Consider the following 23,258-nt stretch of genomic DNA (forward strand, 5'->3'; position numbering starts at 1 on the left):
TCAGGTACTCAGATCGTTGTCGATGCCGTGGACACGGTTCGTTGCCGCCGATGGTCGAGCCATCTCAGCATGAATACGCCATAGAGCGACACCCCGATGAACAGTCCCATGCGGACGGCGAACGCCTGGTAGACATCCTTGCCTGCCGCGCTGTCTTCGACCGACTGCCCAAGCAGGATGATCATCGTCACCAGGCTGTTGAGCCAGAATCCCGGGGTGGCGCGTGTCGGCCGGATCGCGAAGAGCCGGCGGGCAACCACCAGCGCGAACAGGATCGTCCAGAGAAAGAACATCCACAGATTGACGGACAGGCCAAGCGCGAACCAGAACAGGATCGCCAGCAGCCCGCCGAGCAGCGTGGACCCAAGTAGTTCGGTCGCGGCGCTACGCGCCGTCGTGCAGCTTTGCCGGCCCAGGCTGACAGCCTTCATGACGATAGGCAGGTATCCGGCCGGATCGGCCATGGCCAGCAGGAATGCCGGCATGACGACCAGCGTCGCGCGCCACGCCATCCAGTCCGCATCGCTGACAACCGGCGCGGGTGGCTTGGCCGCGGGCGTGGCCGTGCCGGGTTCTGGAATCAGCCAATGGCAGACCGCCAGCATCACCACACCGAGCAGCAGCCCGCGGGCCAGCGCGCCAATCACGCTGAGGGCGAGTCCCATGTCAGCGGTGCCGGCCACCGAGATCAGCGCAATGCCTGCCACAAGGAACGTCGACACGAGCCCGTTGCCGCCGCGCAGGCCGTAACGGAAGGCCAGGAACAGGCCGAGCGCGGTCATCAGCACCCCACTCAGCGGCGCGTGCCGCAGGAACGGGATCAGCAGCAGTCCGGTTCCGGTGGTCGCCATGACAAGCAGCGCCAGCGCCAGCCCCGCCTTGGCGGGCAGCGGGCGCCCTACCGTGGCGAACAGGAACACGGCCAGCACGGGTGCAACCATCGGAATCGCCCATTGAAAACCGAAGCTCGTCGCCAGGCAGAGCGCGGTGCCGACAGCCAGGCGCAACGCGCGGCGGGACCGCGCCGCGGTTGCGGCAGCGGCGGCGGCCGATGCGCCCGCGTCAGTAGACATAGGACAGCCAGCTCATCAGGCGGATGTACAAGCGGCCCAATGGATTGAGTGGGTTGCCTGACGTCGGGAACGCCATCACTTCGGCCTGGCCGCCCACGCGCACGCCGCGCATCGAAGAGAGTTGTCCCGGATCGATGTCGACGATCACCGGGAAGCGCTGCGCGGGCCGCAGCCAGTCGCGGCTGTTCTGCACCGTTGGCAGGCTGCCTGGCGGTGGGCTCTGGCCGGTGCTCACGCCGTAGCCAATGCTGCGCACCTTGCCTTCGAGCACCTTGCCTGGCAGCGCGTCGAGCACGATGGCCACGGGCGTGCCCGGCTCTACGTGGCCCAGGTTGTTTTCGGTGAGGTCGGCGGAAATCCATATGTCATGGATCGCGATCAGCGTCATGACCGGGCTGCCGGCGCCGGCAAAACGGCCGACTTCCGTTTGCAGGTCGGTGACCAGCCCGCCGGTACGCGCCCGGATCTTGGCGTTGGACAGATCGAGTTCCGCCTTTTCGACCGCCGCAGCGGCGCTGCGCAGCTTGGCGTTGTTCTCTTCGCTTCCGCCCTGCTGCTCCTTTGCCCGTTCAACCTCGGCGCGGGCCGCGCCGACCTGGCTGACGGCCTGCGTGTGCGTGGCGCGCGCCACCTCCAGCCGCCGCACGGAAACCGTGCCGGGGTCTTCCCGATACAGACGCTCAAGCCGCTCGCTGTCCTGTCGCGCCTTGAGCTCGTTGGCCTGTGCCGCTCGCAGCGATTCGCGCGCCGAATCGATACCCGCTGTGTTCGCGCCGATCTGCCGGCGCGTGGATTCGAAATCGGCGCGGGCGCGGTCCAGTGCAATCCGGTATTGCTGTGGATCGACCTCGAACAGCACCGTGCCGGCCTCCACGCTCTGATTGTTGTGAACCGGCACCTGGGTGACACGCCCAGAGACTTCTGAAGCAACTGGAATCACGAACGCCTGCACGCGCGCCTGCTGGGTATAGGGCGTGAAGCGGTCGGCCAGCAGATACCAGACCAGACTGAGCACGATCGCGATGACAACCCACCGCACCCCTTTTCCCGACGCGTCTCCAGATGCCGCCGGGCCTGGCGGGGCAGGCGGCGTGGCTGGCGCATTCGCATCACTGGCGTCACTCATTGGCGTTGGCTCCCGGTGGCTTTGGCCGAGGTGTTGATGGATGTCGGCGGCGTGCGCGGCGGCTCGTCAAGCAGGTCTCCCCAATCGGTACGCTGCCGCATCTGGTCGCGGGTGGCTGGGTCGACCAACGGCTGCTCGCTGTACCAGCCACCGCCAAGTGCCTTGTAAAGGTCGATCAGATAGCCAACGGCGTTGCTGCGATTGACCAGATAGGCGTCCTGCTGGGCGAACAATGCCCGTTGGGCATCGAGCACGCGCTGGAAGTCGGAGTACCCCTCCTTGAACAGGGTGTTGGCCAGCGTCAGCGAGCGTTCCGCCGAGTACGCGGCCTCACGCAGGATTTCTTCGCGTTCGAGTGCCTTGAGCAAGCCGCTGGCGGCATCGTCGGCCTCGCGCGCCGCCACGCGCACGTCGTTCTGGTAAGTGAGGATCAGTTGCTGGAGCCGGGCATCCTGCACCCGCACGTTGTTGTGGATCCGGCCATAGTCGAAGATGTTCCAGCGAAGGCTGGGGCCGCCCACCAGCAGCAGGCCGTTCTGCGTCCCGGGCAGTGAAGTCGCGGACCAGCCGATGCTGCCGACGAGCGTCACCGATGGATACAGGTCCGCCTTCGCCACGCCGATCTGGGCCGACTGCGCCGCGATCTGGAACTCGGCGGCGCGAATATCCGGGCGGCGCAGCAACAGGTTGGCGGGCACGTCTTGCAGAATCGCCCGATCGATCCGGGGCAACACGCCCTCCTTGCCCGATGCCTCGCCCAACTCGGGAATCGGGCCGGGTGGCCTCCCCAGCAGGATCGCCACGGCGTTGCGCGATAGCGCAATCTGCCGCTCCAGTTCGGGGATGCTACTCAATGTGCCGAAGTACTGCGTCTTGGCCTGTTGCAGGTCCAGTTCATCGCTTTCGCCGGCCTTGAACAGTCGCTCGGTGATTTCGTAGCTGCGCTTCTGCAGTCGGCCGTTCTCCCGCGCAATCCGCACGCGGGCCTCCGCGGTGCGCAATGCGTAATAGGTCTGCGCGAGTTGTGCGTGAAGCAGTACCAGTACGTTCTCGTGATTGGCCTGGGCCGCGAAGTACGCGGCATCGGCGGACTCGATCGCGCGGGCGAATTTCCCCCAGAAGTCGAGCTCCCAGCCGACATCGACACCTGCGCTGTACTCCCAGACGCGAGCGGTTTGGGCGGTTGGCCCGGATTGGCGGCTGTGAACATACATGGCGTCCGCGCCCGCCTGCTGCATCTGGGGATACCGGCCAGCCAGCGCCATGCCGAGTTGCGCGCGGGCTTCCATGACCCGCAGGCCGGCAATCCGAACCCCGGCGTCATTGGCATCGGCCTCGGTGATCAGGCGTTCGAGCACGGGGTCGTTGAAGACCTGCCACCATTGGCGCATATCCGGCTGGTCACCTGCCTCGCTGGCCTGCCCGATCGCCTCGCTGGTCCATTGGCCGCTCCACGTCTCGTGCTGCGGCTGGAAATCCGGGCCAACGCGCGCGCAGCCGGCGAGCATCGTCGCGGCCAGCATCCAGCAACGGAACACGCGGCCCCGGGGCAACATCGCTATCCGGCAGCCGGACCGCTTTCGGTACGTCCCGACGCCTGGCCACTCCCCACGGCCTCACCACTCGCCACGGCCTCGCCGCCCTCGATGGCTTGCTGCTGGGTGTCTTCCACCCACTGCCAGAACAACTGGTATCCGACCGCGAGCACCACGGGGCCGACAAAGAGCCCGATTACGCCTCCGCTGACCATGCCGCCAAGCGCGCCGATCAGCACCACCGGCATCGGCACATCCACGCCACGGCCCAGCAGCATCGGCTTGAGCACGTTATCCGCCAGGCCGGCGATGAACACGTAGACGGCAAAGACGATGTTCATGCCGCTGACGCCCTCGGTCGCGATCACGAAGATGATCACGGGGATGGTGATCAGCGTGGCCGGCAACTGCATGATGCCGAGCAGCAGCACCGCCAGCGCCAGCAGCCCTGCCCCCGGCACACCCTTCATAACGAAGGCGACACCGATCAGCAGCATCTGGATGAATGCAATACCCACCACGCCCTGCGCGACCGCGCGCACGGTGGCCGTGCACAGCACGGTAAGGCGGGGGCCGCGCTCCGGCCCGGAGATGCGGGAGGCAATCTGAATCGCGCTGCGCGTGCCGAGCTCGCCGTAGGCCATGAAGATGCCCGCGATCATGAGCGCCGCCACGAAGATCAGCAGCCCGACGCCCACGCCACGCGCTGTGCCGAGCAGCGCCAGGGCCACCACCTTGATCTGTGGCGCAAGCTTTTCAGCCAGCGAGGCGAAGTCGGTGGAGGCAAGGTGCCAGAAGCCGTAGAGTTGCTTGCCCACAAACGGCCAGGCGGCCACCGATTCGGACGGTGGCGGAATCCGGATGTTGCCGCTGCGCGCGATCTCCAATGCGTGTTCGACCGAGTCGATCAATGCAATCCCGAGCAGGCACGAGGGCACGAGAATGATGCAGATGACCAGGAAAACGATCAGGGTGGCCGTGCGGCCCTCTCCATCGAAGATCTTGCCGCGCAGGTAGGTCTGCAGCGGATAGAGCGTGATCGCCAGGATCACTGACCACGCCATCAGGCTGATGAACGGCTTGAAGATCTCGAAGCAGGATATCGCCAGCAACAAGATCAGGCCGAAGCGGATATAAACGTCGATCAGCGTACGAGAGATCGTAGGGATCGAAAGACGTGTTTGCAGCATCGGCGGCCTCCTTGTGAACCTCGGGCGCGCGCCTCGGCCGCGCCACCTCTCACACGAGCCGGCTCTGGCGCCTGCGCCTCCAGCCAAGGGCAAGCAGGACAGCGCCGACGAACATGATCACGAAGCAGCCGATCAACCAGTCCCTCGCGAGAACCGTGAAGAGATAGTGCTGCGGCGCTTCTGACAGCTTGAACAAGTGAATCTCGAGACCATGCAGGGCGAAACTGAACAAGTTGACATTCTCTGGCAGCCCGCCCACCGGATCGCACAGGAATACCCCGGCGAGAGCCAGCCAGAAACCGATGATGATCAGCCAGTATCCAGTCTTGTACATGGTCGAGTACGCTCCCAATGAAAGAGTCAGCCAAGCCCGTGCGCAAAGCAATTGGTCCTTGGGCCAAGCCATGCTTGAGCCAAGCATTGGACCAAAGTCCCTTGCCAAGGCCATGCCCGTATCCGAGATTGATACTTGAGGCAATGGGGCCTGCTGCAAGCGCCGGGAGAAACACTTATGGTAAAGGACTCGCGCCGTACTGACGAGGATTCCGCAGCGCAGCAGGACCTTGACTCGAAGACGTACGAGAAGTCGCTGCGCTCGCTGCACGTTGAACTGGTGCACCTGCAGGACTGGGTCAAGGCTACTGGTGCCAAGGTATGCGTCATCTTCGAAGGGCGTGACGGCGCTGGCAAAGGCGGCGTCATCAAGGCCATCACCGAGCGGGTCAGCCCCCGCGTCTTTCGCGTGATTGCCCTGCCCGCCCCCACCGATCGCGAAAAGAGCCAGATGTACGTGCAACGGTACATCCCGCATCTGCCCGCAGCCGGCGAGATCGTGATCTTCGACCGTAGCTGGTACAACCGCGCCGGCGTCGAACGCGTGATGAAGTTCTGCGACGAGGAACAGGTGGAGTTGTTCCTGCGCGCGGTGCCGCTGGTGGAGCGCGCTATCGTCGGCTCGAACATCCAGCTCATCAAGTACTGGCTCGAAGTCAGCCCCGAAGAACAGACGCGCCGCCTGGAGCAGCGCATTCTGGACGGCCGCAAGACGTGGAAGTTGACGGACATGGACCTGAAGTCATACAGCCGCTGGTATGACTACTCGCGCGCGCGGGACGCGATGTTCGAGGCCTCGGATACCGACTTCGCGCCGTGGAATGTCGTGCGATCGGACTGCAAGCGGCGCGCCCGGCTCAACATCATCAGCCATCTGCTTGCGTCGATTCCCTACGAGCCCATCCCGCGCAAGAAGGTCACGCTGCCGGACCGGCAGAAGCGCGGCTCCTACAAGCAGCCCGACTACCCCTATCGGTATATCCCGGAGAAGTTCTGAGTTCCGGACGCAAACTGCAACCGTCAGGGGCCGCGTCATCGCGGCCCCTGACGGTTGTGGCATCGGATCTTCAATCCCTCAGTCGTTCAATCCTTCAATAGCGCCTTTTTCCAGTTGCCATCGGCCTCCTGGCAGTACCACCCTTCCCAGCGTTCCGACCTGCCATTCTGGCGCAGTTCGCTGCGGATCTTGCGGCAGCGCTTGGCGTTCTCGGTGCGCGTGGTCACGGGCGTGAATGTGCCCTCCGTGGCCTTGGACCGCCCCTCGGCAGGCAGACTGAACGGCACGGTGGCGCCATCGTCGGACTCCGACAGCGTCTTGTTGAAGACGCCGCGCAAGGTCGCCATCTGCTGCTTGGCGAGCGTGCCAACGATCGTGCCGCTCAGGTAGTTGTCAAAGTACGCATGGGCGGGCAGCGCGCTGGCAATCAGCACGGCCGCCCCCAGACAACGCAATGCTGCAATGTGCTTCATGACGACAGTTCCGTTCGGGTGCCCGGCATTCGGTGGTTACTTGCCTGCACCGGGGGTTACCGAAACCGCGACAGCCTCGGTGTAGACAGCCTGCACGCGGTCCCCCTTCTTGATGTTCTTCAACTGGTCCGGGTCCTCGACAACCAGGTCGACGACATGGCCCTTCGGTCCCTTGACCGAGACAGTCTTTGTGTCCTTGTTGACCGCGACAACCTGGGCGACCACCGTCACCTCACGGCCAACCGTGCCGCCAGGCTTGGCGCCGGCCTCGGCGCGTTGCTCGATCGGCTTCTCGTTCATGGAGAGCGGTCCGCTGCCCTTCTTGAGGCTAACGGTCAGTGCCTCGTTGTACTGTACGGTGACCTTGTCGCCGACCCGTAGCTGATCAAAGTTGCGAGCCTCGTCGCCAACGGTCATGTCGGTGACCTTGCCGCCCGCGCCTTTCAGCGTGATTTTGCGATTTGCCGCGTCGATGGCTGTGATCGTCGCAACGGCAGTTGCGGAGCCGGAGGCCGTGACCGAGCCGTCGGCGCGTGTGACATCAGTCTTGACGTCGGTCTGCGCCCAGCCAATGGCCGGCACCGAAAGCAGGATCGCGACGGGAATCAGTACTTTCTTGAGCATATGCACTCCTTTTGGCAAAGCGCTCCGGGACCTACTTCACTCACTTGATCGAATAACCACGGCCTTCCATGCACGCGGAATAAGCACGGTAGTACGTGGACATGGCGCCCTGGGTGTTGGCCTGGGCGTTCGCTTGCGCGTTGCGCTGGTTCTGCCGGGCGCGCGAGCCACCGACCATCGTGCCGGCTGCGGCGCCAACGGCGGCACCCTTGCCGGCATCGCCGGTGATCGCGCCGATTACCGCACCGCCGGCGGCGCCACGCGCGGCACCGCCAACACGCTCACCACCGCCGACTGCCGGGCCACTGGGAGGCGGCGGCGCCGAGGACACGGCCGCCGGGTCTATGCCCGTATTCGATTTGGCCCAGGAATAGCAATAACCGTCGTCCTGTTGCTGCTGGGCGGCGCTCTGTCCCTTGGCGGGATACGCAATCGGCTTGGACTGAGCCATCGCGCCAAGGGCGATGCCCGCCGTGGCCAGCAACAAGACCGGCCTGATGATCGACCTCGACATGAAATCACTCCTTGTTACGGGTTTCCGGTTGACTCAGGCTTGCCTGAGGCGCCTGTGCTGCTTCCGACTCCACGGGCCAGCCACCACCCAACGCCTTGTAGAGCTGGACAAGCTGGCCAAACTCCGAACCAATGAGGGTGGACTGGTCAAGTTGCGCGGCGAACAGCGCGCGCTCGGAATCCAGCACTTCAAGATAGCTCGTATAGCCGCCTTCGTAGCGATCTCGTGCCAGCGAAGCGTAACGGCCCAGCGCATCGACCTGGTCGGTCTTGGCATTGAGCTGATCGCGCGTACGCTGCACGCTGACCAGCGCATCCGCCACTTCCCGGAACGCTGTCTGGATGGATTGCTGGTAGGCCTGCAGCGACTGCGTCTGAATCGCCTCCGCCTGCTTGACGTCGCCGGCGATCGCGCCACCGGTGAAGATCGGCATACTGATGAGCCCGGCGAACGACCAGGCCCGTGCCGGACCGGTCCACAGCCCCGACAGTGCCGTGCTGGCAGCTCCGAACGCGCCGGTCAGCGAAATCGTCGGGAAGTACTCGGCACGCGCGGCGCCGATACGGGCATTGGCCGCCACGAGATTCTGCTCGGCCAGGAGTACGTCCGGCCGCTGCTCCAGTAACGTCGACGGCAGGCCGACCGGCACGCCCGGCAAGGTCAACTCGGAGATCGACTTGCCGCGCGGAATTTCACGCGGGTTCTCGCCCAGCAGACCGGCCAGCAGGTCCTCCTGCAGCGCGACTTGCTGGCGGAACTGCTCGACCGAGGTCAGTGCCGATGCGTATTCTGACCGCGCTTGCGCGAACTCGACCTCGGAGACCACACCGCCCTGGAAGCGCTCCCGGAACAACTCAAGCGCGCCCCGACGGCTTTCCAGGGTGTCTTGCGAGATACGCAGGCGGTTATCGAGATCCCGCAGCGTGATATAGGCACTGGCAGTCGCGGCGACAACCGAGATTTCCGTGCTCCGACGCGCCAGTTCGCTGGCCTGCCAGTCAGCCTTGGCCGCCTCGGTCAGGCGGCGTATCCGGCCAAACAGGTCGATTTCCCAGGATGCGGTGGCGGCGACGTGCGTCTGGTTGAACGGGTTGTTGATCGGCAGCGCCGTGCCATTGGTGGTGCTGATGCGCTGGCGCCCACCGCCAGCCTCGATCCCCACCTGAGGGAACAGGCCAGACCGGGTGGTCATGACACGGCCGTAGTATTCCTCGACCCGTGCCGCGGCAATCAGCAAGTCCTTGTTGTTGGCCCGCGCTGTGGCAATCAGCCCGTCCAGCACCGGATCGTTCATCTGCGACCACCAATACGTGGCCGGTGTCTGCGGCACGTTGATACCTTCGTCCGCGAAGCGGTAGGCCTGCGGAACATCGACAGGCGGACGAACGTAGTCCGGCCCAACCGCGCACCCGGCGGCGGCCAGCGTGGCGAGAAGAATCAGTCGGGACACCGTGCGGCGCTTCATGACGTGCCTCCCGGAGTAGCCTCGGTGTCACTCGCCGGGCCCGCCCCTGGCCCGGTCCCAGTCCCTGAAGCCGGCTGCTTGCCCTTCCTCTTCTCGCTACGCTGCTCCAGGCCCCAGAAGAACATCGGGATGAAGAAGATGGCGATGACGGTTGCGCCGAGCATCCCGCCGATCACCCCGGTACCGAGTGACTGGCGGCTGGCGGCGGATGCTCCGCTGGCGATGGCCAGCGGCACGCAGCCCAGGATGAAGGCCAGCGAGGTCATGATGATCGGGCGCAGACGCATCTTGGCCGCCTTGACCGCGGCATCGAACGGGCCCAGCCCTTCCTTCTCTTGCATTTCCACGGCGAACTCGAAGATCAGGATGGCATTCTTGGCCGCCAGCGCGATCAGCACGGTCAAACCGATCTGGAAATACACGTCGTTTTCCATACCTCGCAGCAAGATGCCCATCAGCGCGCCAAACAACGCGAATGGCACCGCCAGCAGCACGCCCAGCGGCAACGACCATTTTTCGTACTGGGCGGCCAGGATCAGGAACACCATCAGCAATGCGAAGGCGAAGACCAGCGCGGCAGTGGACCCTGCCTTCTTCTCTTCGTACGCCTGTCCGCTCCACGCAAAGCTGTAGCCTTCACCAAGGACTTCGTGGGCTACCTCTTCCATTGCTGCCAGCGCCTGCCCGGAGCTGTACCCCGGTGCGGCGTCGCCAGTAATCTTCGCTGCGGGGAAGTTGTTGAACCGCGTGACCAGATCCGCGCCAGAGACCCAGCGCGAATTCGTCACGGCCTTGATCGGGACCATGTCTCCCTTGGCATTGCGTACGTAGACGTTGTCGAGGTCGTCGGGCCGCGAGCGGTACTTGGGCTCCGCCTGCAGGATCACCTGGAACAGACGACTGTTCTTCGGGAACTGGCTGACGTAGAGCGAGCCGAACATCGTCTGCAAGGCCGAGTAGACCGACTCCACCGCCACGCCCTGGGTTTCCGCGCGCTCACGGTCGAGGTCCACCAGCAACTGCCTGGAACGCGTGTTGATCGTGCTGTTCACGCCGCGCAATTCGGGCCGCTGATGGGCCTTGGCGATAAACGCCCTGACGCGTTCCTCAAGTTGCGGATAGGTGCCATCCCCGGTGCTTTGTAGCCAGAACTCGAAGCCGCCGGTCGTACCCAGGCCCGGGATCGATGGCGGATTGACCGGCACCACGACGCCCTCGCGGTAGGTGGAGAACTCCTTGTTGGCCTTCGCGATCAGGTCCGCCGCGCTTTCGCCCTTGCCGCGCTCGCTAAAGCCCTTCAGTGTGACAAACAGCGTGCCGGCATTGGACTTGTTCTGCGAGTCGATCAGGCTGTAGCCGTCCGGTACTGCCACCGCCTTGACGCCCGGCTGCTTGGAGAACCAGTCCGCGGCGCGCGAGGACAACGCGGACGTGCGGTCCAGGCTGGCTGCGTCGGGCATGATCACCGCGCCCAGCAGATAACCCTGGTCTTCCACCGGCAGGAACGACGACGGGATGCGCATGAACATCAGCACGCTGACTGCGATCAGCGCGGCCACGATTGCCAGCGATATCACCGAACGCCGGATGATGAGCTGGATCGACCTGCCGTACCCTTCCACGAGCCGATCGAAACTGCGGTTGAACCAGCGGAAGAAGCGATTCTTCTCGTGGGAGCCCGGTTTAAGCAGGATGGCCGCCAGTGCCGGCGACAAGGTCAGTGCGACAATACCGGACAGCAGCACCGACACCGCCAGCGTAATGGCGAACTGCTTGTACAACTGGCCCGTGATGCCGGACAGGAACGCCACCGGGATGAACACGGCCAGCAGCACCAGCACGATCGCGATCACCGGGCCGCCCACCTCGTCCATGGCGTGCTTGGCCGCCTCCTTGGGCGGCATCTTGAACTCGACCATGTTCCGTTCGACGTTCTCGATCACGACGATGGCGTCGTCCACCACAATGCCGATGGCCAGTACCATCCCGAATAACGTCAGCATGTTGACCGAGAAGCCGAACGCCGACATGGCCATGAACGTGCCGATGATCGACACCGGCACGGCCAGAATCGGCACCAGCGTGGCGCGGAAGCTCTGCAGGAACAGGAACACGACCAGGATCACCAGGATCACCGCATCGCGCAACGTATGCACCACCTCGTTGATCGACTCATGCACGAACTCGGTGGTATCCAGCGCGACTTCATACTCCATGCCCGGCGGGAAGCTCTTCTTCACTTCCTCCAGCGTCTTGCGGACCTGCTCGGCCACGGCCAGGGCGTTGGCGCCTGGCTGCTGATAGACCGCCAGCAGCGTGGCGGTCTTGCCCTTGTAGCGGCTGCGCAACGAATAATCTTTCGAGCCCAGTTCGGCACGGCCGACGTCCTTGAGACGCACCAGCGCCGCGTCACCCGAGGCGGCGCGCAGGATGATGTTCTCGAACTCGGCCGGCTCGGTCATCCGCCCCTTCGTCGTCACCGGGAAGGTCAGTGTGACCGGCCCGTCGGTGGGTGACTGTCCTATTCGGCCAGCGGAGAACTGCTCGTTCTGGTTGGCCACCGCGTTCTTGATGTCCTCGACGGTGATGCCTAGCTGGGCCATCCGGTCCGGCTTCAGCCAGATGCGCATGGCGTAGTCGGGTGTGCCGAAGATCGACGCCTGGTTAGCACCTGGAATGCGCTTGAGCGCATCGAGAATGTAGATGTTGGTGAAGTTATCGACGAAGGTCTGCGGATAGCTGTTATCCGGCGAATAGACCGCGATCACCATCATGAAGGCAGACGAACGCTTCTGCACGCTCACGCCCTGTTTGGTCACCGCGTCCGGCAACGTCGGCAGCGCCAGGTTCACGCGGTTCTGCACGTCCACCTGTGCCAGTGACGGGTCCGTGCCGATCTCGAAGTACACGGTCAGCGTCATGTTGCCGGTGGACGAACTGGTGGACGACATGTACAGCATGTTGTCCGCGCCGTTGACCTGCTGCTCGATCGGGGCCGCGACGTTCTGTGCCACCACGTCCGAGCTGGCGCCCGGATAGGTCGTGGTGACGGTGATGGTCGGCGGTGTGATGTCCGGGAACTGCGCGATCGGCAGGTTGACCATGGCAACCAGACCGCCAACGACGATGATGATCGACAGGACCGATGCGAAGATCGGACGGTCGATGAAGAAGTGTGAAAGCTTCATGACGTCGCCCCCTTCTCAGGGGCGGCGGTTGGGGCCGAGGCTGGCGTGGGCGCGGCGCCCGGGGGGCCAGGCGGCCGTTCGGTGGACACGGGCTGCGGAGGCGCGGCCACGGGTTTGAGGGGCGCTCCGGGGGCGAGGCGCACCGTGCCGTCGACCACCACGGTATCGCCTTCGCGCAGGCCGGAACGGATGATCCAGTTGCCCTGCGCCCATTCTCCGACATCCACCACTCTGGATTCAGCCTTGTTGTCCTTGCCGACGGTCCAGACAAACTGTCCACGCTGCCCTTGCACCACAGCCGCCTGTGGCACCGTGATCGCGCGCGTGCGCTCCGCGCCAAGCACGCGGACGCGCACGAATTGCCCCGGACGCAACGCGCCTTCGGTATTCGGGAATTCCGCGCGCAGCAGATAGGTGCCGGTCTCGGAGCTGAAGGATGCATCGGCAAACGTGATGTGACCACGCTTGCCATAGGTCGCGCCATCGGCCAGCACGATCTCCACCTCCATCGAGCCACGCGGCGGCATCTTCAACTGTCCGGATGCCTGCTGGGACTGGTACTGCAGGACCTCGTTCTCTGACAAACTGAAGTTGACCCAGATCGGATCGAGCTTGGCGACGTAAGTCAGCAAGCTGTTGCTCGCGTCGATATACGAACCGACCTGCTTCTTGGCGTAGCTGGATAACCCGGAGACTGGCGCGGTGATCGTCGTGTAGTCCAGATTCAGACGGGCGTTTGTCACGTTGGCCTTGGCCTGCTCCACCGCGGCCGCGGCGCCCTGCTCCTGCCCAACGGAATCGTCGAGATCCTTCTGGCTCAACGCATTCTTGGCGGCCAGCGGGCGAACGCGGGCAAGGTTCTGGCGCGCGGTGGTCAGGCGTGCCTGTTGCTGCGCCAGTTCGGCCATGGCCGCGTCCAGCGCGGCCTTGAATGGCTTCTGGTCCATGCGGAACAGCACCTGCCCCGCCTTGACCATCGTGCCTTCGGTATAGAGCCGTTGCTCCAGGAAACCGTTGACCCGCGCCCGGATTTCAACCTGCGGCGAGCTCTCGGTCTGCCCGACGAACTCGAACACGACCGGCACGTCGTGGAGGTCGACCTTGACGACCCCAACTTCGGTCACCGGCGGCGCGGCGGGCCCCTTCGCCTCCTGCTTTCCGCATCCCGCGACTGCCAGTGCGGTGAGGAACATGAACGCATACTGCCTGCCCTTGGACTCCAGCCCACTCGCCATTGCTTGCTCCTCCGCTACGCGCCCGCCTGCTTGCTGGCGCGTCCTCGCCGTCTGCGTGGTTGATGTTTTGCCTGCGTGGTCAGTTGAAGCGTTCTCTCAACACCAGCGCGTTGATCCGGTGGCCATTCCAGAACACGTCATGGATGCGCGGGACGAAATGCTGCAACGCGATTTCGTCCACGGCATGGAATGTCAGTGTGACCGCCGGGCGCGTACCGTCTCCTTCCTGGAGTTCGTATTCGTCGTACGCCGGAAACCCGTAACGACCGAGGAACTCTTTCACCTGCTCCTCGGTGGTATCCGGGTTGAGGTTGGAAATCATCAGAAGTGCCATGTTCGATCCTTGTCACGGCGCCAATGCCACGCGCGGCGGACGCATGTCGGCCCCGTATTGTTGAGAGTGTGCCGCTTTGAGTCTAAATCGCAATTGGACCAAGGACCAAATTCCGTCACGTCAGATAACTCAAGGCGTCATCACACCCCGCACCAACTCGATGAGCTGGTGCGTATTGAAAGGTTTGCGCAGGTATCCGATCGCGCCGGCGGAGAGCGCCTTGTTGCGAGCCTCGGGCACGTCGTGGGCGGTAATGAAAATGATCGGCAAGGACAATCCGCCGAGACGGCGCTGCACTTCAAGACCGTCGAGGTAGGGCATGCTGACGTCGAGGATCACGCACGCAGGCCGATAGGCCGGCTGCGACAGGATCTGGTCCAGGAATGCCGTGCCGCTTGTGAAGGTATCGACAGCGATGCCGGCGGCGCGCAGCAAACGCGAGATGGCGCGCGCAACGGACTCGTCATCGTCGATAACCACCGCAAATTGTCCTGAAGACCCCATATCCGCGCCAGGTTAACGTCGACCGCGTAGGCCGCGGGGAAGAAGTTGCCTTCCCCAAGGCTACGAGACACCGGCGTCCGGCGATATTGGACGATGGTCCAAACGGGGGAGCCAGCGCGGGGTCAGGTGCGCGCGACGATCCCCATACCCATCTTGTCGGCGATGCGGACCAGGGCCGGAAGCGAATCCACTTCGAGCTTTTGCATCACGTGCGCGCGATGCACCTTGATGGTCTTTTCCACGGTCCCGAGTTCGCTGGCCACCTGCTTGTTGCGCAGGCCAGACACGATCCAGCCCAGGACTTCACGCTCTCTGGGCGTCAGCCGCTCGATCTTCTGCCGCAGCACGCGGAGTTCGGCCTTGCGCGCGAACTGTTCCCGCGCGCGTTCACACGCCCGTTCGACCGCGGCCAGAAGCAGCCCGTCCTGCACCGGCTTTTCGAGAAAATCTATCGCGCCCGCCTGCATGGCCTGTACCGCCTTGGACACGTCGGCATGTCCGGTGAGGATGACGACGGGAACCCGCTGGCTCAGCGTCTGCTGCAAGGCGATGCCGTCCATGTCTGGCATCTGCAGGTCGACCACGGCGCAGATCGGCGAATTCTCCAGTTCGACGTTATCCAGAAAGCGCTTCGCGGAATCGAAGCAACTGGTGTGATACCGATGGGCGCCAAGGACGCGTGCCAGGGCACGTCGCACACTGTCGTCGTCATCGACGATACATACCGTTGGCTGCATTGCGTTCATTGTTCTTTCCTCCGTGATGGAGCGGATGGATGCCGCGCGGTGGCAGTGGCAACACCGACCCGCGCAGGTCCTGCGCGGCGTCTTCCGTGCGCAGCGACAGTTCGAAAGTCATACCCGTGCTGCTGTTGCGGATCGCCGACAGGCGTCCGCCATTGCGCTCCACCAGGGCGCGGCTGAAAGACAGCCCCAACCCCATGCCCTTGTGCTTCGACGAATAGAACGGCTGGAAGATACGCTCGAGCTGCCCCGGTTCGACGCCGCAGCCGTTGTCGCGCACCGAAACGACGACCATTCCATTGCGTTCCTGCGCCAGGATCGACGCTGAGCGTTCACCGTGCGGGCGCACGGATTCCACCGCATCGAGGGCGTTGCTCAGCAGATTGAGCAGCACCAGCTGGATTTCCATCGGGTCGCCAACGGCGCGGGGAAGCGAATCGGCAACTTCTCGCGACACCAGAACGCTACGTGCCCGCGCATTGGCATCGACGAGGGCAATCGCCTGATCGACGACTTCGCCGACATTGAAGTGGATCGACGAAGGGGCCTCGCCCAGGATCAATGCCCTCACCCGCCTGACGATCTCGCTCGCGCGAGACGCATCGGCGACGATATCGTCGAGGATCTCGCGTACCTCCGCGGGGTCGCATGGCCCCGATGCCAGATACTCCCTGGCCGCCTGAGCATTGCTGGTGATAGCCGTCAGTGGCTGGTTCAATTCATGCGCGATGGAACCGGCTAGTTCGTTCATGCCGGGCGCGGGCGACAGATGGGCGATCTCCCTTGCATGATTGCTGGATTGCACGGATTCCGTTGGCCCGCCGGAATGCGACCTGCGACGCCCGAAGCCGGGAACGATCGCGGCGGCGAACGCCACGCCGCTGGAGACGCCTACCAACAGGAAGGACAGCCATCGCATTGCTGTTGTCCTTCAGCGGTGGAGTGAATGAGGCTTGCTGCGTTGCCGCAAATGACGGCCACTGCGGGCATTGGCCCGTGCGCGGACATGAGAGAGTTTCGCCACTGCAACCAGGGACGCCAGACCCGACAGCACGACAGGCAGGACAACAAATGACATGACATCCCTCCAAGATGCTGGGGATGTCCCGGGAACGGAATAACGGCGTGTCGCCGCGCGCGAACATAGCAAGCCCGCGCGGCTATCCAGCTCGATACGGCATCCCTGAGCGCTTACCCCAAGCGACTACGACTAAATCCGACTCAACGTCCGGCGCCAGTTCCAGAGGAACCGGCCAGGAATCCGTGCTGGTGGCCCCAGCAGATGTGGGCCACTTCGTTTTCATTGGTTTCTAACTTTGCGTCCTGTCAAAATTAACTCGGGCCTTTAGGGAAAGCAATCGCAACTTCGCGGCGCAAAAAAAAAAGAAGCTCGCATTACTGCGAGCTTTATCTCACTAGTCAGATATCTGGAAGTCCGAAGCGGAGTCTGCGGTACTTCCGCCTGTTAATTTCCCGCTAGGGTGCAGTGGCGGATACCTTGCTCCAGCCCGGCACCGGATCGAATGACTGGATGCCATCGGCGCGCGCGCTCGTGTTCTTGCCCAGATCGCGTTCGTAGACCTGCCCTTCGTGATTGACGATGAAGCTCTTGATGCCGGTCTCGCCGTACTTGACAGGCCACGCCAGTACCGCGAACCCGCCGAACAAGCGGCCATTCACGAGGTAGTTGTACTGTCCGCCCGGTGCCGCAGGCCCCTGCGACGTGAGCAACTTGAACCGGTAGCCGTTATAGCCCTCTGCACTGGCATTGCGGCCCACGGCGCGCAGGAAGGCTGACCCCAGCGGGCTCTCGGGCTCGCCGGCCGACGTCGGCCAATACAGGCCGTCACGCTTGCCAGGCGAACTGACCAGATGCGCGGCGTAGACCAGCATTCCGTCGCCCGAATGATCGGTGCTCGCATATTCGCGCTGCGCATCGTAGACCGCCAGCATGGTCTGGATCGTCGACAACTCGTTACGGCCGATCCGGCGCAAGCGGATTTCAGTCAGACCGGCTTGCGTATCGAACTGCCACTGTCCGTTGCGCTTGACCAGCGGAATGGGCATCGTCCAGCCATCATTGCCGACGGCGATGCGGGCCGTGTTGTCGTCCTGCTTCTGGATCGAGTGCGACTGGCTCCAGGCGGACAGGAACTTGTAGCGAATCTCGGCCCCCAGTGGCGGGATCAGCCGACGTGCCTGATTCCCGAAAATGGCGTCGATGGCGGTGTCGTTGCTCGTGGTGACCGCATCGCCAAACGCGTTCATCGCGGCCTCGGGAGTGGCGAACGACTTCTGCGCATGCGCAGCCGGCACCAGGCCGAGCATCAGCACGAGCGGCACCGCGGTGGCCGTGATGGCCATTCGCAAGATACGGGTCAAAGCGAGCATGAATGTCCCCTTCTGCATACGCCGGTGTGTCGCATATCAACGCCTTCCGCCGCCGCCACGGCCACCACCGCCACCGCCGCGTCCGCCGCCGCCGCTGAATCCACCACCGCCGCGTCCTCCCCCTCCGCTAAAGCCACCGCCGCCGCCACCACCACCACCACGCTGACCACCGCTGAAGCCTGCCTGGCTGGAACTGGCCCGGCCACGATCCAGGTCACGCTGGGCCGTGTTGCCACCGCCCACGCCCTGGAAGGCATTGTCGCGTCCGCCGCCACCGTAGCTGTTTCGATTGCCGCCGCCAGCGCTTCGGTCGGCAACGCCGGCACTCCGGTCGCCGACGCCCGCGCCACGGTTCCCGCCTCCGGCGCTCCGATCACCAACGCCTGCACGATCCGAGCCGCCCATGCGGTCGCCCGTGCTGGCGCGGTTACCGCCACGATCGCCGCCCCTGTCACCACCGCGATCGCCCGCACGATCCCCTGCGCGGTCGCCTTGCCGATTTCCGGCACGGTCACCTGCCCTGTCTCCTGCGCCTTCGCGGCCACGGAAGTCGTTGCGCCTGTCGGCGCCGCCAACGTTGTTGCCGAACTTTTCCCGCGTGGCGTTATCGCGATACGCCACGCCCTTGCGATGGCTGGAATCGTGCTGCCAGCGGTTGCCGTTCTGGACCTTGGTTCGGTCGAAGTTGCGGTCGATGTTCGCCGCCTTGTTGACGTTGATATTGACGTCGCCACCGCCCCAGTTGCAATTGGAGAAGATCGCGCCAGCGGCGGCCAGTCCAACGCCCCAGGCGAAGCCGGTCATCAGCGCGCCGCCCGGATAGTAATAAGGTGACGGCGGCCAGTAATACGGCGGGTAGGACGGATAGCTCCACCCGCCATAGACGACGGTGGGGTTGTACGACGGTACGTAGATCACCTCCGGATTGGCCGGCTCGATCCGCACGATGGTCTGGGTGGTGCCTCCCCCACCAGTCGCGCCGCCGCTGGCCTGCGCTGGCGGTTCGACGATGACCTTCTGCTGCTCGTTGGATTTCAGGTTGCCGGACTGCTGGGCCTTGGCGCGCAGCCGTTGTACCGCCGCCATCACGTCCTTCTCTTGCGCCAGGAACGCGTCGCCGAGCTTCTGGGTCCAGTCGAGCTTGTCGCTCATTGGCTCCAGCACCTGCGGAAACGCGACCAGCGATTTCACGCTGACGTCCCACGGCTGACTCTCGACCGCCTTGATGGCGGCATCCCCTTTGACGTTGGGGTTGGCCTTAACCCATCTTGCTGCCTGTACCACCTCGAGCGGATAGGTCGACGCCATCAGCGCCTGCGCCAGCACGGAGTCAGGATAAAGCGCGATCGGTGCGACCAGCGCTTCGAGCTCCTCGGGCTTGAATGACGCCGGGCCGGCGCTATTCTCCTGCGCCCAGGCGCTACCGATGCTTGCTAGGAAGCAAGCTATGATCCATGCTCCGATCCAGTTGAGTCGTCGCACGCTGCAACGCGTCATGGCAGCCTCCTGACACCACATCGGTTTCGCCCGCACCGATGCCAATATGGTGATCTTATAGATGCCCCGTTTGCTACCCGCAATGGAACCTTGGTCCAATACGCGAGCGAACGGACCAACGGTACGCTTCCGCCAGGAACAAGGTTTGCAGGACATCTCGGACGAACGCATGGACCGTGTCACGAAACGGAAACATCGACCGGGTACGTTCAGCGCCCTCGCGTGCAGTGGGGCGCTGCTTCTGGTAATGGCGACCGCCATGCCGGCCGCGCACGCCCAGGCGCAAATTTTCGGACCCGGTGTGCAACGGCAGGCCAACGCCGTGCTGTCGCTGATGAGCTATTCGGTCGTGCCGGATCTGGCATCGAGTTCGCTGTCGATCAAAAGTGCCCAGACGGACAACCCCGGCATCGTCATGTCGCAGCTTGGCGGCGGCTTCACGATGAGCAAGACGTTTCCGCTCTATCTCGAAGGCTCGATCGCGTACAGCCGCTACGATCCGACCTTTGTATCGACGGACGGTGCGGAATCGCGCCTGCTTCCCACGCGCTGGAACACTTTTGCCGGAACGGTCGGTATTGGCTGGGATTTTCCGCTAACTGACGACAAGGAACTGGTGATCCGCCCGATCCTCAACGCTTCGCTGGGCAATGTGTCGAGTGACCTCAAGCTTGCCACGGCGGTTGTCCAGCACGTGACGGACCGCGACATCAACTTTCTCAACGGTGGCACGTTGAATGCCTACGGCCTGGGTGGCGCGCTGATGCTGGACTGGGAACACTACCGGCCAGAGCACGACATTGATATCGAGCTCCGCTACACCAGTATCCATTTGCAGAGCTTCGGCGGTTCCGCGCCATCGGTGCAAGGATCCGTTACCTCGCAAACTGCGAATCTCTATGCGCGCTGGCGCGCCCCGACCGGTCTGATCGCACTCGATCGCCCGCTCAGATACGTGCTCGAACTCTCCCATTCTCATTACTTTGGCGCGCAGGCGGGAGTATTGGGATTCAATTACCTGACAACGCTGGGAGCGGGACTGGAACTGGATACCACCGCGCACGAGGTGTATGTGACACGTGTGCGGGCCGTCGTCCGATATGTGTTTGGCAATAATGTTTCTGGTGTTTCCCTCGGACTGGCGGCGAGCTTCTGAGGCGGATATCGCAAAACCGATCGGCTGAGAGTTGTTGCGATCGACTTCCTCCGTCTTGCACCAATATGGTTATTATCGATCCATTTTGGTGCAGAAAACAAATCCCATAACTGACATCGGACTTCGGTCTTGCGCTGAATGCCCGCGCTCGCACGCGCCGTGATGTATTCAGATATTTCTCGTTAGCGCCTTCAAAAACCGGCGGCGGCATACCATACCAAGTTTACGTCTGCCCTATGGCTGTGCGCTTTTCGGCCAGTTTCATGCCATTAATGTGCGCTATTTGATGCACGGCGCGCCCAAATGTTGATCATAGTCAATAATCTACAACCATCATCTATCCCATTTATATAGGATTGAGTGTGAAATAAATTCAAATGCATTTTGATCTGAACAAGTATCAGTGTCTCAAGAGGGTTGGCCGCAATCCGTAAGGCTTTAATGAAGTGGCCATCCTGGACCCCGTTGGCGTTTCTGGTCCTATTTCGCATCATGGCGTGTGGTTACATTTCCATACAAATGCAAGCGAAAGAAGGTTCGTTTTTCAGAAAATGAAGAATATGCTTATCAGCATCAAATCCAGGCTTATAGCGGGGTTCGCATTGTTTGCATTACTGCTGACCGGCGTTGGCGCATTTGGCTATTATGGACTGTCCACGCTTGGTGAGCGCATCGAGGCACTCTACGCGTCCAATACCACACCACTTATTCGCGTGGCTTCGGTCAGGGCGCATTCCTTGCGTATACGTATGAATCTCTGGCGTGCGCAGGTCGAAGCTTCACCGCAAGCCACTGCACAGGCCGAGAAGGACATTGCCGCGTCGCGCGCCGCCATCGAGGATGCCTGGGCGCGCTACTACCCGAACGGCATCACCTCCCCCCGCGAACGGGAGCTTGCCACGCAGATCAATGCTTCTCTGCAGGAACTGCTCCCGGAGAACGACAAGGTGCTGACCCTGCTTCGCGCGGAAAACTATGCTGCGGCCAAGGAATACCAGGACGCCAACGTCGCCGCGCAAGCTGACCGGCTGAACGAGTTGATCGACAAGGCCATATCCGACAACGCCGCGCAGGCGGAAGCGGCCGTGAAAGAAAGCTCGGGCATGACAAAGACGATCCTGTTGATGGCCGCTTTGCTGATCGCCGCCGGCATCCTGTTGTCGCTGGTAATCGCTACCTTGCTGACGCGTGGGGTGACAAAGCCGCTCGACAAGGCATTGCATATTGCCACCGATGTTTCCAAAGGAAAGCTTGGCCAGCCTGTCGTCGTCGATACCCAGGACGAGATTCGCCGCGTGATTGACGCCCTGAAGTTGATGGATGAAAAGCTCTCTGCCACCGTGGAGGAAGGAGCGCGCCAGGCTGGCGAGGTCGGCGCATCCATGCAGGAAGTCATCCGCGTGATCAACAAGATGTCGGACATTATTGGAGAGATCGTCGTCACATCCGATGAGCGAATCCGTGGGGTTGAACAAATACACGTCGCCAACAGCCAGATTGACGCAGCCACGCAGCAGAACGCCGCGTTGGCAGAAGACGCTGCGGCCGCCTCCCAGTCTCTTCAGGAACAGGCGCGGCGAATGAAGGAGGACATGATGTTCTTCCGTCTCGCGAACGATACCAGCGCCATCACCGTGCCTCGCGCCTCCGTGCCAAAAGCCGCTGCGCCCGTCGTCAAGAGGGTTGCGAAAACCAATGTGATGAACCCATCCAGCCAGTTTGCGCTGGCCGCTCTGGAAGGCAAGTCAGGTCACGGCGACTGGCAAACCTTCTGAGCTCACGCACGAGGGAGTTCCCTCTGCGGGTCCAAAGCAATAAAGCCGGGGGTGGCGTCAAGCACACGCCACCACCCAGGTGTCCGCCACCGCCTCTCGCCTTCCGGGTAGCCATCGCTGCCAACGGTCAGCAAGTTACGGAAACTGCGCCCCTCTCGCATCGCCTCACTTGAAAATGCCTCGCTGCTCTGCATGTACCTTCGCCAGCTTTTGCCTCCCGGGTGGATTGAATCGCCGCGACATCGATCGCCTGGACTCCGTCGTACATGGCCGAATCAGCCTGCATAAGGGCGAATCGCTTTATCGGCTGGGTGATCCCGTGAAAGCCATCTATGCAATCCGTGTCGGCACATTGAAGAGCCAGGTTTCCACCCAGGATGGACGCGTACAGATCGTTGGGTTTCATCTTCCCGGCGAACTGGTCGGCCTCGACAGCCTGGTGTCCCCGCAATATATGTCTCACGCGGTGGCCCTCGAGGACGCCCGGCTCTGCCGCATCAATCTGACAGCGTTGCGCGATCTTGCTGTCGCGCTGCCCGGGCTGTACAACAACATCCTGCGGCTCATGGCAAACGAAGTCCGTCACGACCATGGCATGTTGAGAACGCTTGGGGTGCTCAATGCCGAGGAAAGGCTGATCGCGTTCCTTCTCAGTCTTTCCGCGCGGCTGTCCGCCAGGGGATTTGCGGCAAGCGAGTTCCAACTGCGGATGACCCGGGAGGAAATCGGCAGCTATCTGGGCCTGAAGCTAGAGACGATCAGCCGCCTGTTCTCCAGGCTTTCGGAGACGGGACTGATCACCGTCCGACACCGCAGCGTGAAGCTCAACGATCTCAACGGGCTACGCCTGATATATGAAGGCTCGTCAGGCGCTCTGGCATCGTTCCAGAATGGTTGTCTTGCTGACTGAAGTGGTGTCAGGTATTAATTTCAGCGCGATTAATTTTGGCATTTCACACGCTCATAAATTTGCGTCTATGCAATATTTTAGCGTTCATTTCAATTATTTTATTGAAAATAATCATATAATTGAAAATGTAGTCAAGTTTACTCCCCATTGGACTTGGCTATATCCGCGTTTATGCCCTCCTCTGGAGGGCATTTT

General features: G+C 62.7%; 21 protein-coding genes. 4 read left to right on the top strand and 17 right to left on the bottom strand.

The features are described from left to right. Window positions 1-8 precede the first annotated feature (8 nt). From B2246_RS20380 to B2246_RS20400, 5 genes are read right to left on the bottom strand one after another with little or no spacing between them, the layout of a single operon-like run. A complete protein-coding gene (locus tag B2246_RS20380; RefSeq protein ID WP_008644693.1) occupies window positions 9-1,073 on the bottom strand; it encodes a DUF2955 domain-containing protein in 1,065 nt (354 codons plus the stop codon). Further along, complete coding sequence (locus tag B2246_RS20385) at window positions 1,063-2,199, bottom strand: HlyD family secretion protein (protein ID WP_035882195.1); 1,137 nt, start codon at window positions 2,197-2,199, stop codon at window positions 1,063-1,065. Before B2246_RS20385 ends, B2246_RS20380 begins: the two co-directional genes overlap by 11 nt. Continuing rightward, a complete protein-coding gene (locus tag B2246_RS20390) occupies window positions 2,196-3,755 on the bottom strand; it encodes an efflux transporter outer membrane subunit (RefSeq protein WP_286880654.1) in 1,560 nt (519 codons plus the stop codon). Before B2246_RS20390 ends, B2246_RS20385 begins: the two co-directional genes overlap by 4 nt. Before the next feature lie 2 nt (window positions 3,756-3,757). Continuing rightward, window positions 3,758-4,924 carry an AI-2E family transporter gene (locus tag B2246_RS20395; RefSeq protein WP_008644686.1) on the bottom strand — a complete coding sequence of 389 codons (1,167 nt, stop codon included), beginning with the start codon at window positions 4,922-4,924 and terminating at the stop codon, window positions 3,758-3,760. A gap of 49 nt (window positions 4,925-4,973) precedes the next feature. Continuing rightward, window positions 4,974-5,258, bottom strand: a complete 285-nt coding sequence (locus B2246_RS20400) for a hypothetical protein (protein WP_234706975.1) — start codon at window positions 5,256-5,258, stop codon at window positions 4,974-4,976. A 177-nt stretch (window positions 5,259-5,435) separates the two neighbouring features. Here B2246_RS20400 and ppk2 point away from each other — a divergent pair, with 177 nt between their 5' ends. Then, complete coding sequence (gene ppk2 / locus B2246_RS20405; RefSeq protein WP_008644684.1) at window positions 5,436-6,254, top strand: polyphosphate kinase 2; 819 nt, start codon at window positions 5,436-5,438, stop codon at window positions 6,252-6,254. Window positions 6,255-6,340: 86 nt separating this feature from the next. Here the strand turns inward: ppk2 and B2246_RS20410 are convergent, their stop codons facing one another. The 12 genes from B2246_RS20410 to B2246_RS20465 form a co-directional block, all read right to left on the bottom strand. Then, a complete protein-coding gene (locus B2246_RS20410; RefSeq protein WP_008644682.1) occupies window positions 6,341-6,727 on the bottom strand; it encodes a hypothetical protein in 387 nt (128 codons plus the stop codon). Window positions 6,728-6,763: 36 nt separating this feature from the next. Further along, on the bottom strand, window positions 6,764-7,351 hold the full coding sequence (locus B2246_RS20415; RefSeq protein WP_008644680.1) for a hypothetical protein: 588 nt from the start codon (window positions 7,349-7,351) through the stop codon (window positions 6,764-6,766). A gap of 40 nt (window positions 7,352-7,391) precedes the next feature. After that, on the bottom strand, window positions 7,392-7,865 hold the full coding sequence (locus B2246_RS20420) for a glycine zipper family protein (RefSeq protein WP_011516437.1): 474 nt from the start codon (window positions 7,863-7,865) through the stop codon (window positions 7,392-7,394). A 4-nt stretch (window positions 7,866-7,869) separates the two neighbouring features. Beyond that, window positions 7,870-9,330: an efflux transporter outer membrane subunit gene (locus B2246_RS20425; RefSeq protein ID WP_286880656.1), complete on the bottom strand. Its 1,461-nt coding sequence runs from the start codon at window positions 9,328-9,330 to the stop codon at window positions 7,870-7,872. Beyond that, the gene (locus B2246_RS20430; RefSeq protein ID WP_286880657.1) at window positions 9,327-12,518 is read right to left on the bottom strand and encodes an efflux RND transporter permease subunit; all 3,192 of its coding nucleotides are present in this window, start codon (window positions 12,516-12,518) and stop codon (window positions 9,327-9,329) included. The genes B2246_RS20425 and B2246_RS20430 overlap by 4 nt, the downstream gene beginning before the upstream one ends. Then, on the bottom strand, window positions 12,515-13,753 hold the full coding sequence (locus tag B2246_RS20435) for an efflux RND transporter periplasmic adaptor subunit (RefSeq protein WP_286880658.1): 1,239 nt from the start codon (window positions 13,751-13,753) through the stop codon (window positions 12,515-12,517). The genes B2246_RS20430 and B2246_RS20435 overlap by 4 nt, the downstream gene beginning before the upstream one ends. Before the next feature lie 79 nt (window positions 13,754-13,832). Beyond that, on the bottom strand, window positions 13,833-14,087 hold the full coding sequence (locus tag B2246_RS20440) for an RNA-binding protein (RefSeq protein WP_035882188.1): 255 nt from the start codon (window positions 14,085-14,087) through the stop codon (window positions 13,833-13,835). A gap of 129 nt (window positions 14,088-14,216) precedes the next feature. Further along, on the bottom strand, window positions 14,217-14,591 hold the full coding sequence (locus tag B2246_RS20445; protein WP_035882186.1) for a response regulator transcription factor: 375 nt from the start codon (window positions 14,589-14,591) through the stop codon (window positions 14,217-14,219). Between the two features lie 122 nt (window positions 14,592-14,713). After that, a complete protein-coding gene (locus B2246_RS20450) occupies window positions 14,714-15,337 on the bottom strand; it encodes a response regulator transcription factor (protein WP_017513303.1) in 624 nt (207 codons plus the stop codon). Next, entirely contained in the window at window positions 15,300-16,253 is a 954-nt protein-coding gene (locus B2246_RS20455) for a sensor histidine kinase (protein WP_286880660.1), read from the bottom strand. The genes B2246_RS20450 and B2246_RS20455 overlap by 38 nt, the downstream gene beginning before the upstream one ends. Window positions 16,254-16,810: 557 nt before the next feature. Further along, window positions 16,811-17,725 (bottom strand): DUF2950 domain-containing protein, encoded by a 915-nt coding sequence (locus B2246_RS20460; RefSeq protein WP_035882229.1) that lies wholly within the window; start codon window positions 17,723-17,725, stop codon window positions 16,811-16,813. Window positions 17,726-17,761: 36 nt separating this feature from the next. Beyond that, window positions 17,762-19,222, bottom strand: a complete 1,461-nt coding sequence (locus B2246_RS20465; protein ID WP_286880661.1) for a DUF3300 domain-containing protein — start codon at window positions 19,220-19,222, stop codon at window positions 17,762-17,764. Between the two features lie 259 nt (window positions 19,223-19,481). Here B2246_RS20465 and B2246_RS20470 point away from each other — a divergent pair, with 259 nt between their 5' ends. From B2246_RS20470 to B2246_RS20480, 3 genes are all read left to right on the top strand, one after another. Continuing rightward, window positions 19,482-20,378, top strand: a complete 897-nt coding sequence (locus B2246_RS20470) for a hypothetical protein (protein ID WP_008650814.1) — start codon at window positions 19,482-19,484, stop codon at window positions 20,376-20,378. A 560-nt stretch (window positions 20,379-20,938) separates the two neighbouring features. Next, complete coding sequence (locus tag B2246_RS20475; protein ID WP_234818987.1) at window positions 20,939-22,153, top strand: MCP four helix bundle domain-containing protein; 1,215 nt, start codon at window positions 20,939-20,941, stop codon at window positions 22,151-22,153. 175 nt (window positions 22,154-22,328) lie between these two features. Then, complete coding sequence (locus B2246_RS20480) at window positions 22,329-23,063, top strand: helix-turn-helix domain-containing protein (protein ID WP_035882182.1); 735 nt, start codon at window positions 22,329-22,331, stop codon at window positions 23,061-23,063. Window positions 23,064-23,258 lie beyond the last annotated feature (195 nt).

This window comes from Cupriavidus sp. UBA2010 (assembly GCF_002335265.1).
GTDB lineage: Bacteria > Pseudomonadota > Gammaproteobacteria > Burkholderiales > Burkholderiaceae > Cupriavidus > Cupriavidus metallidurans.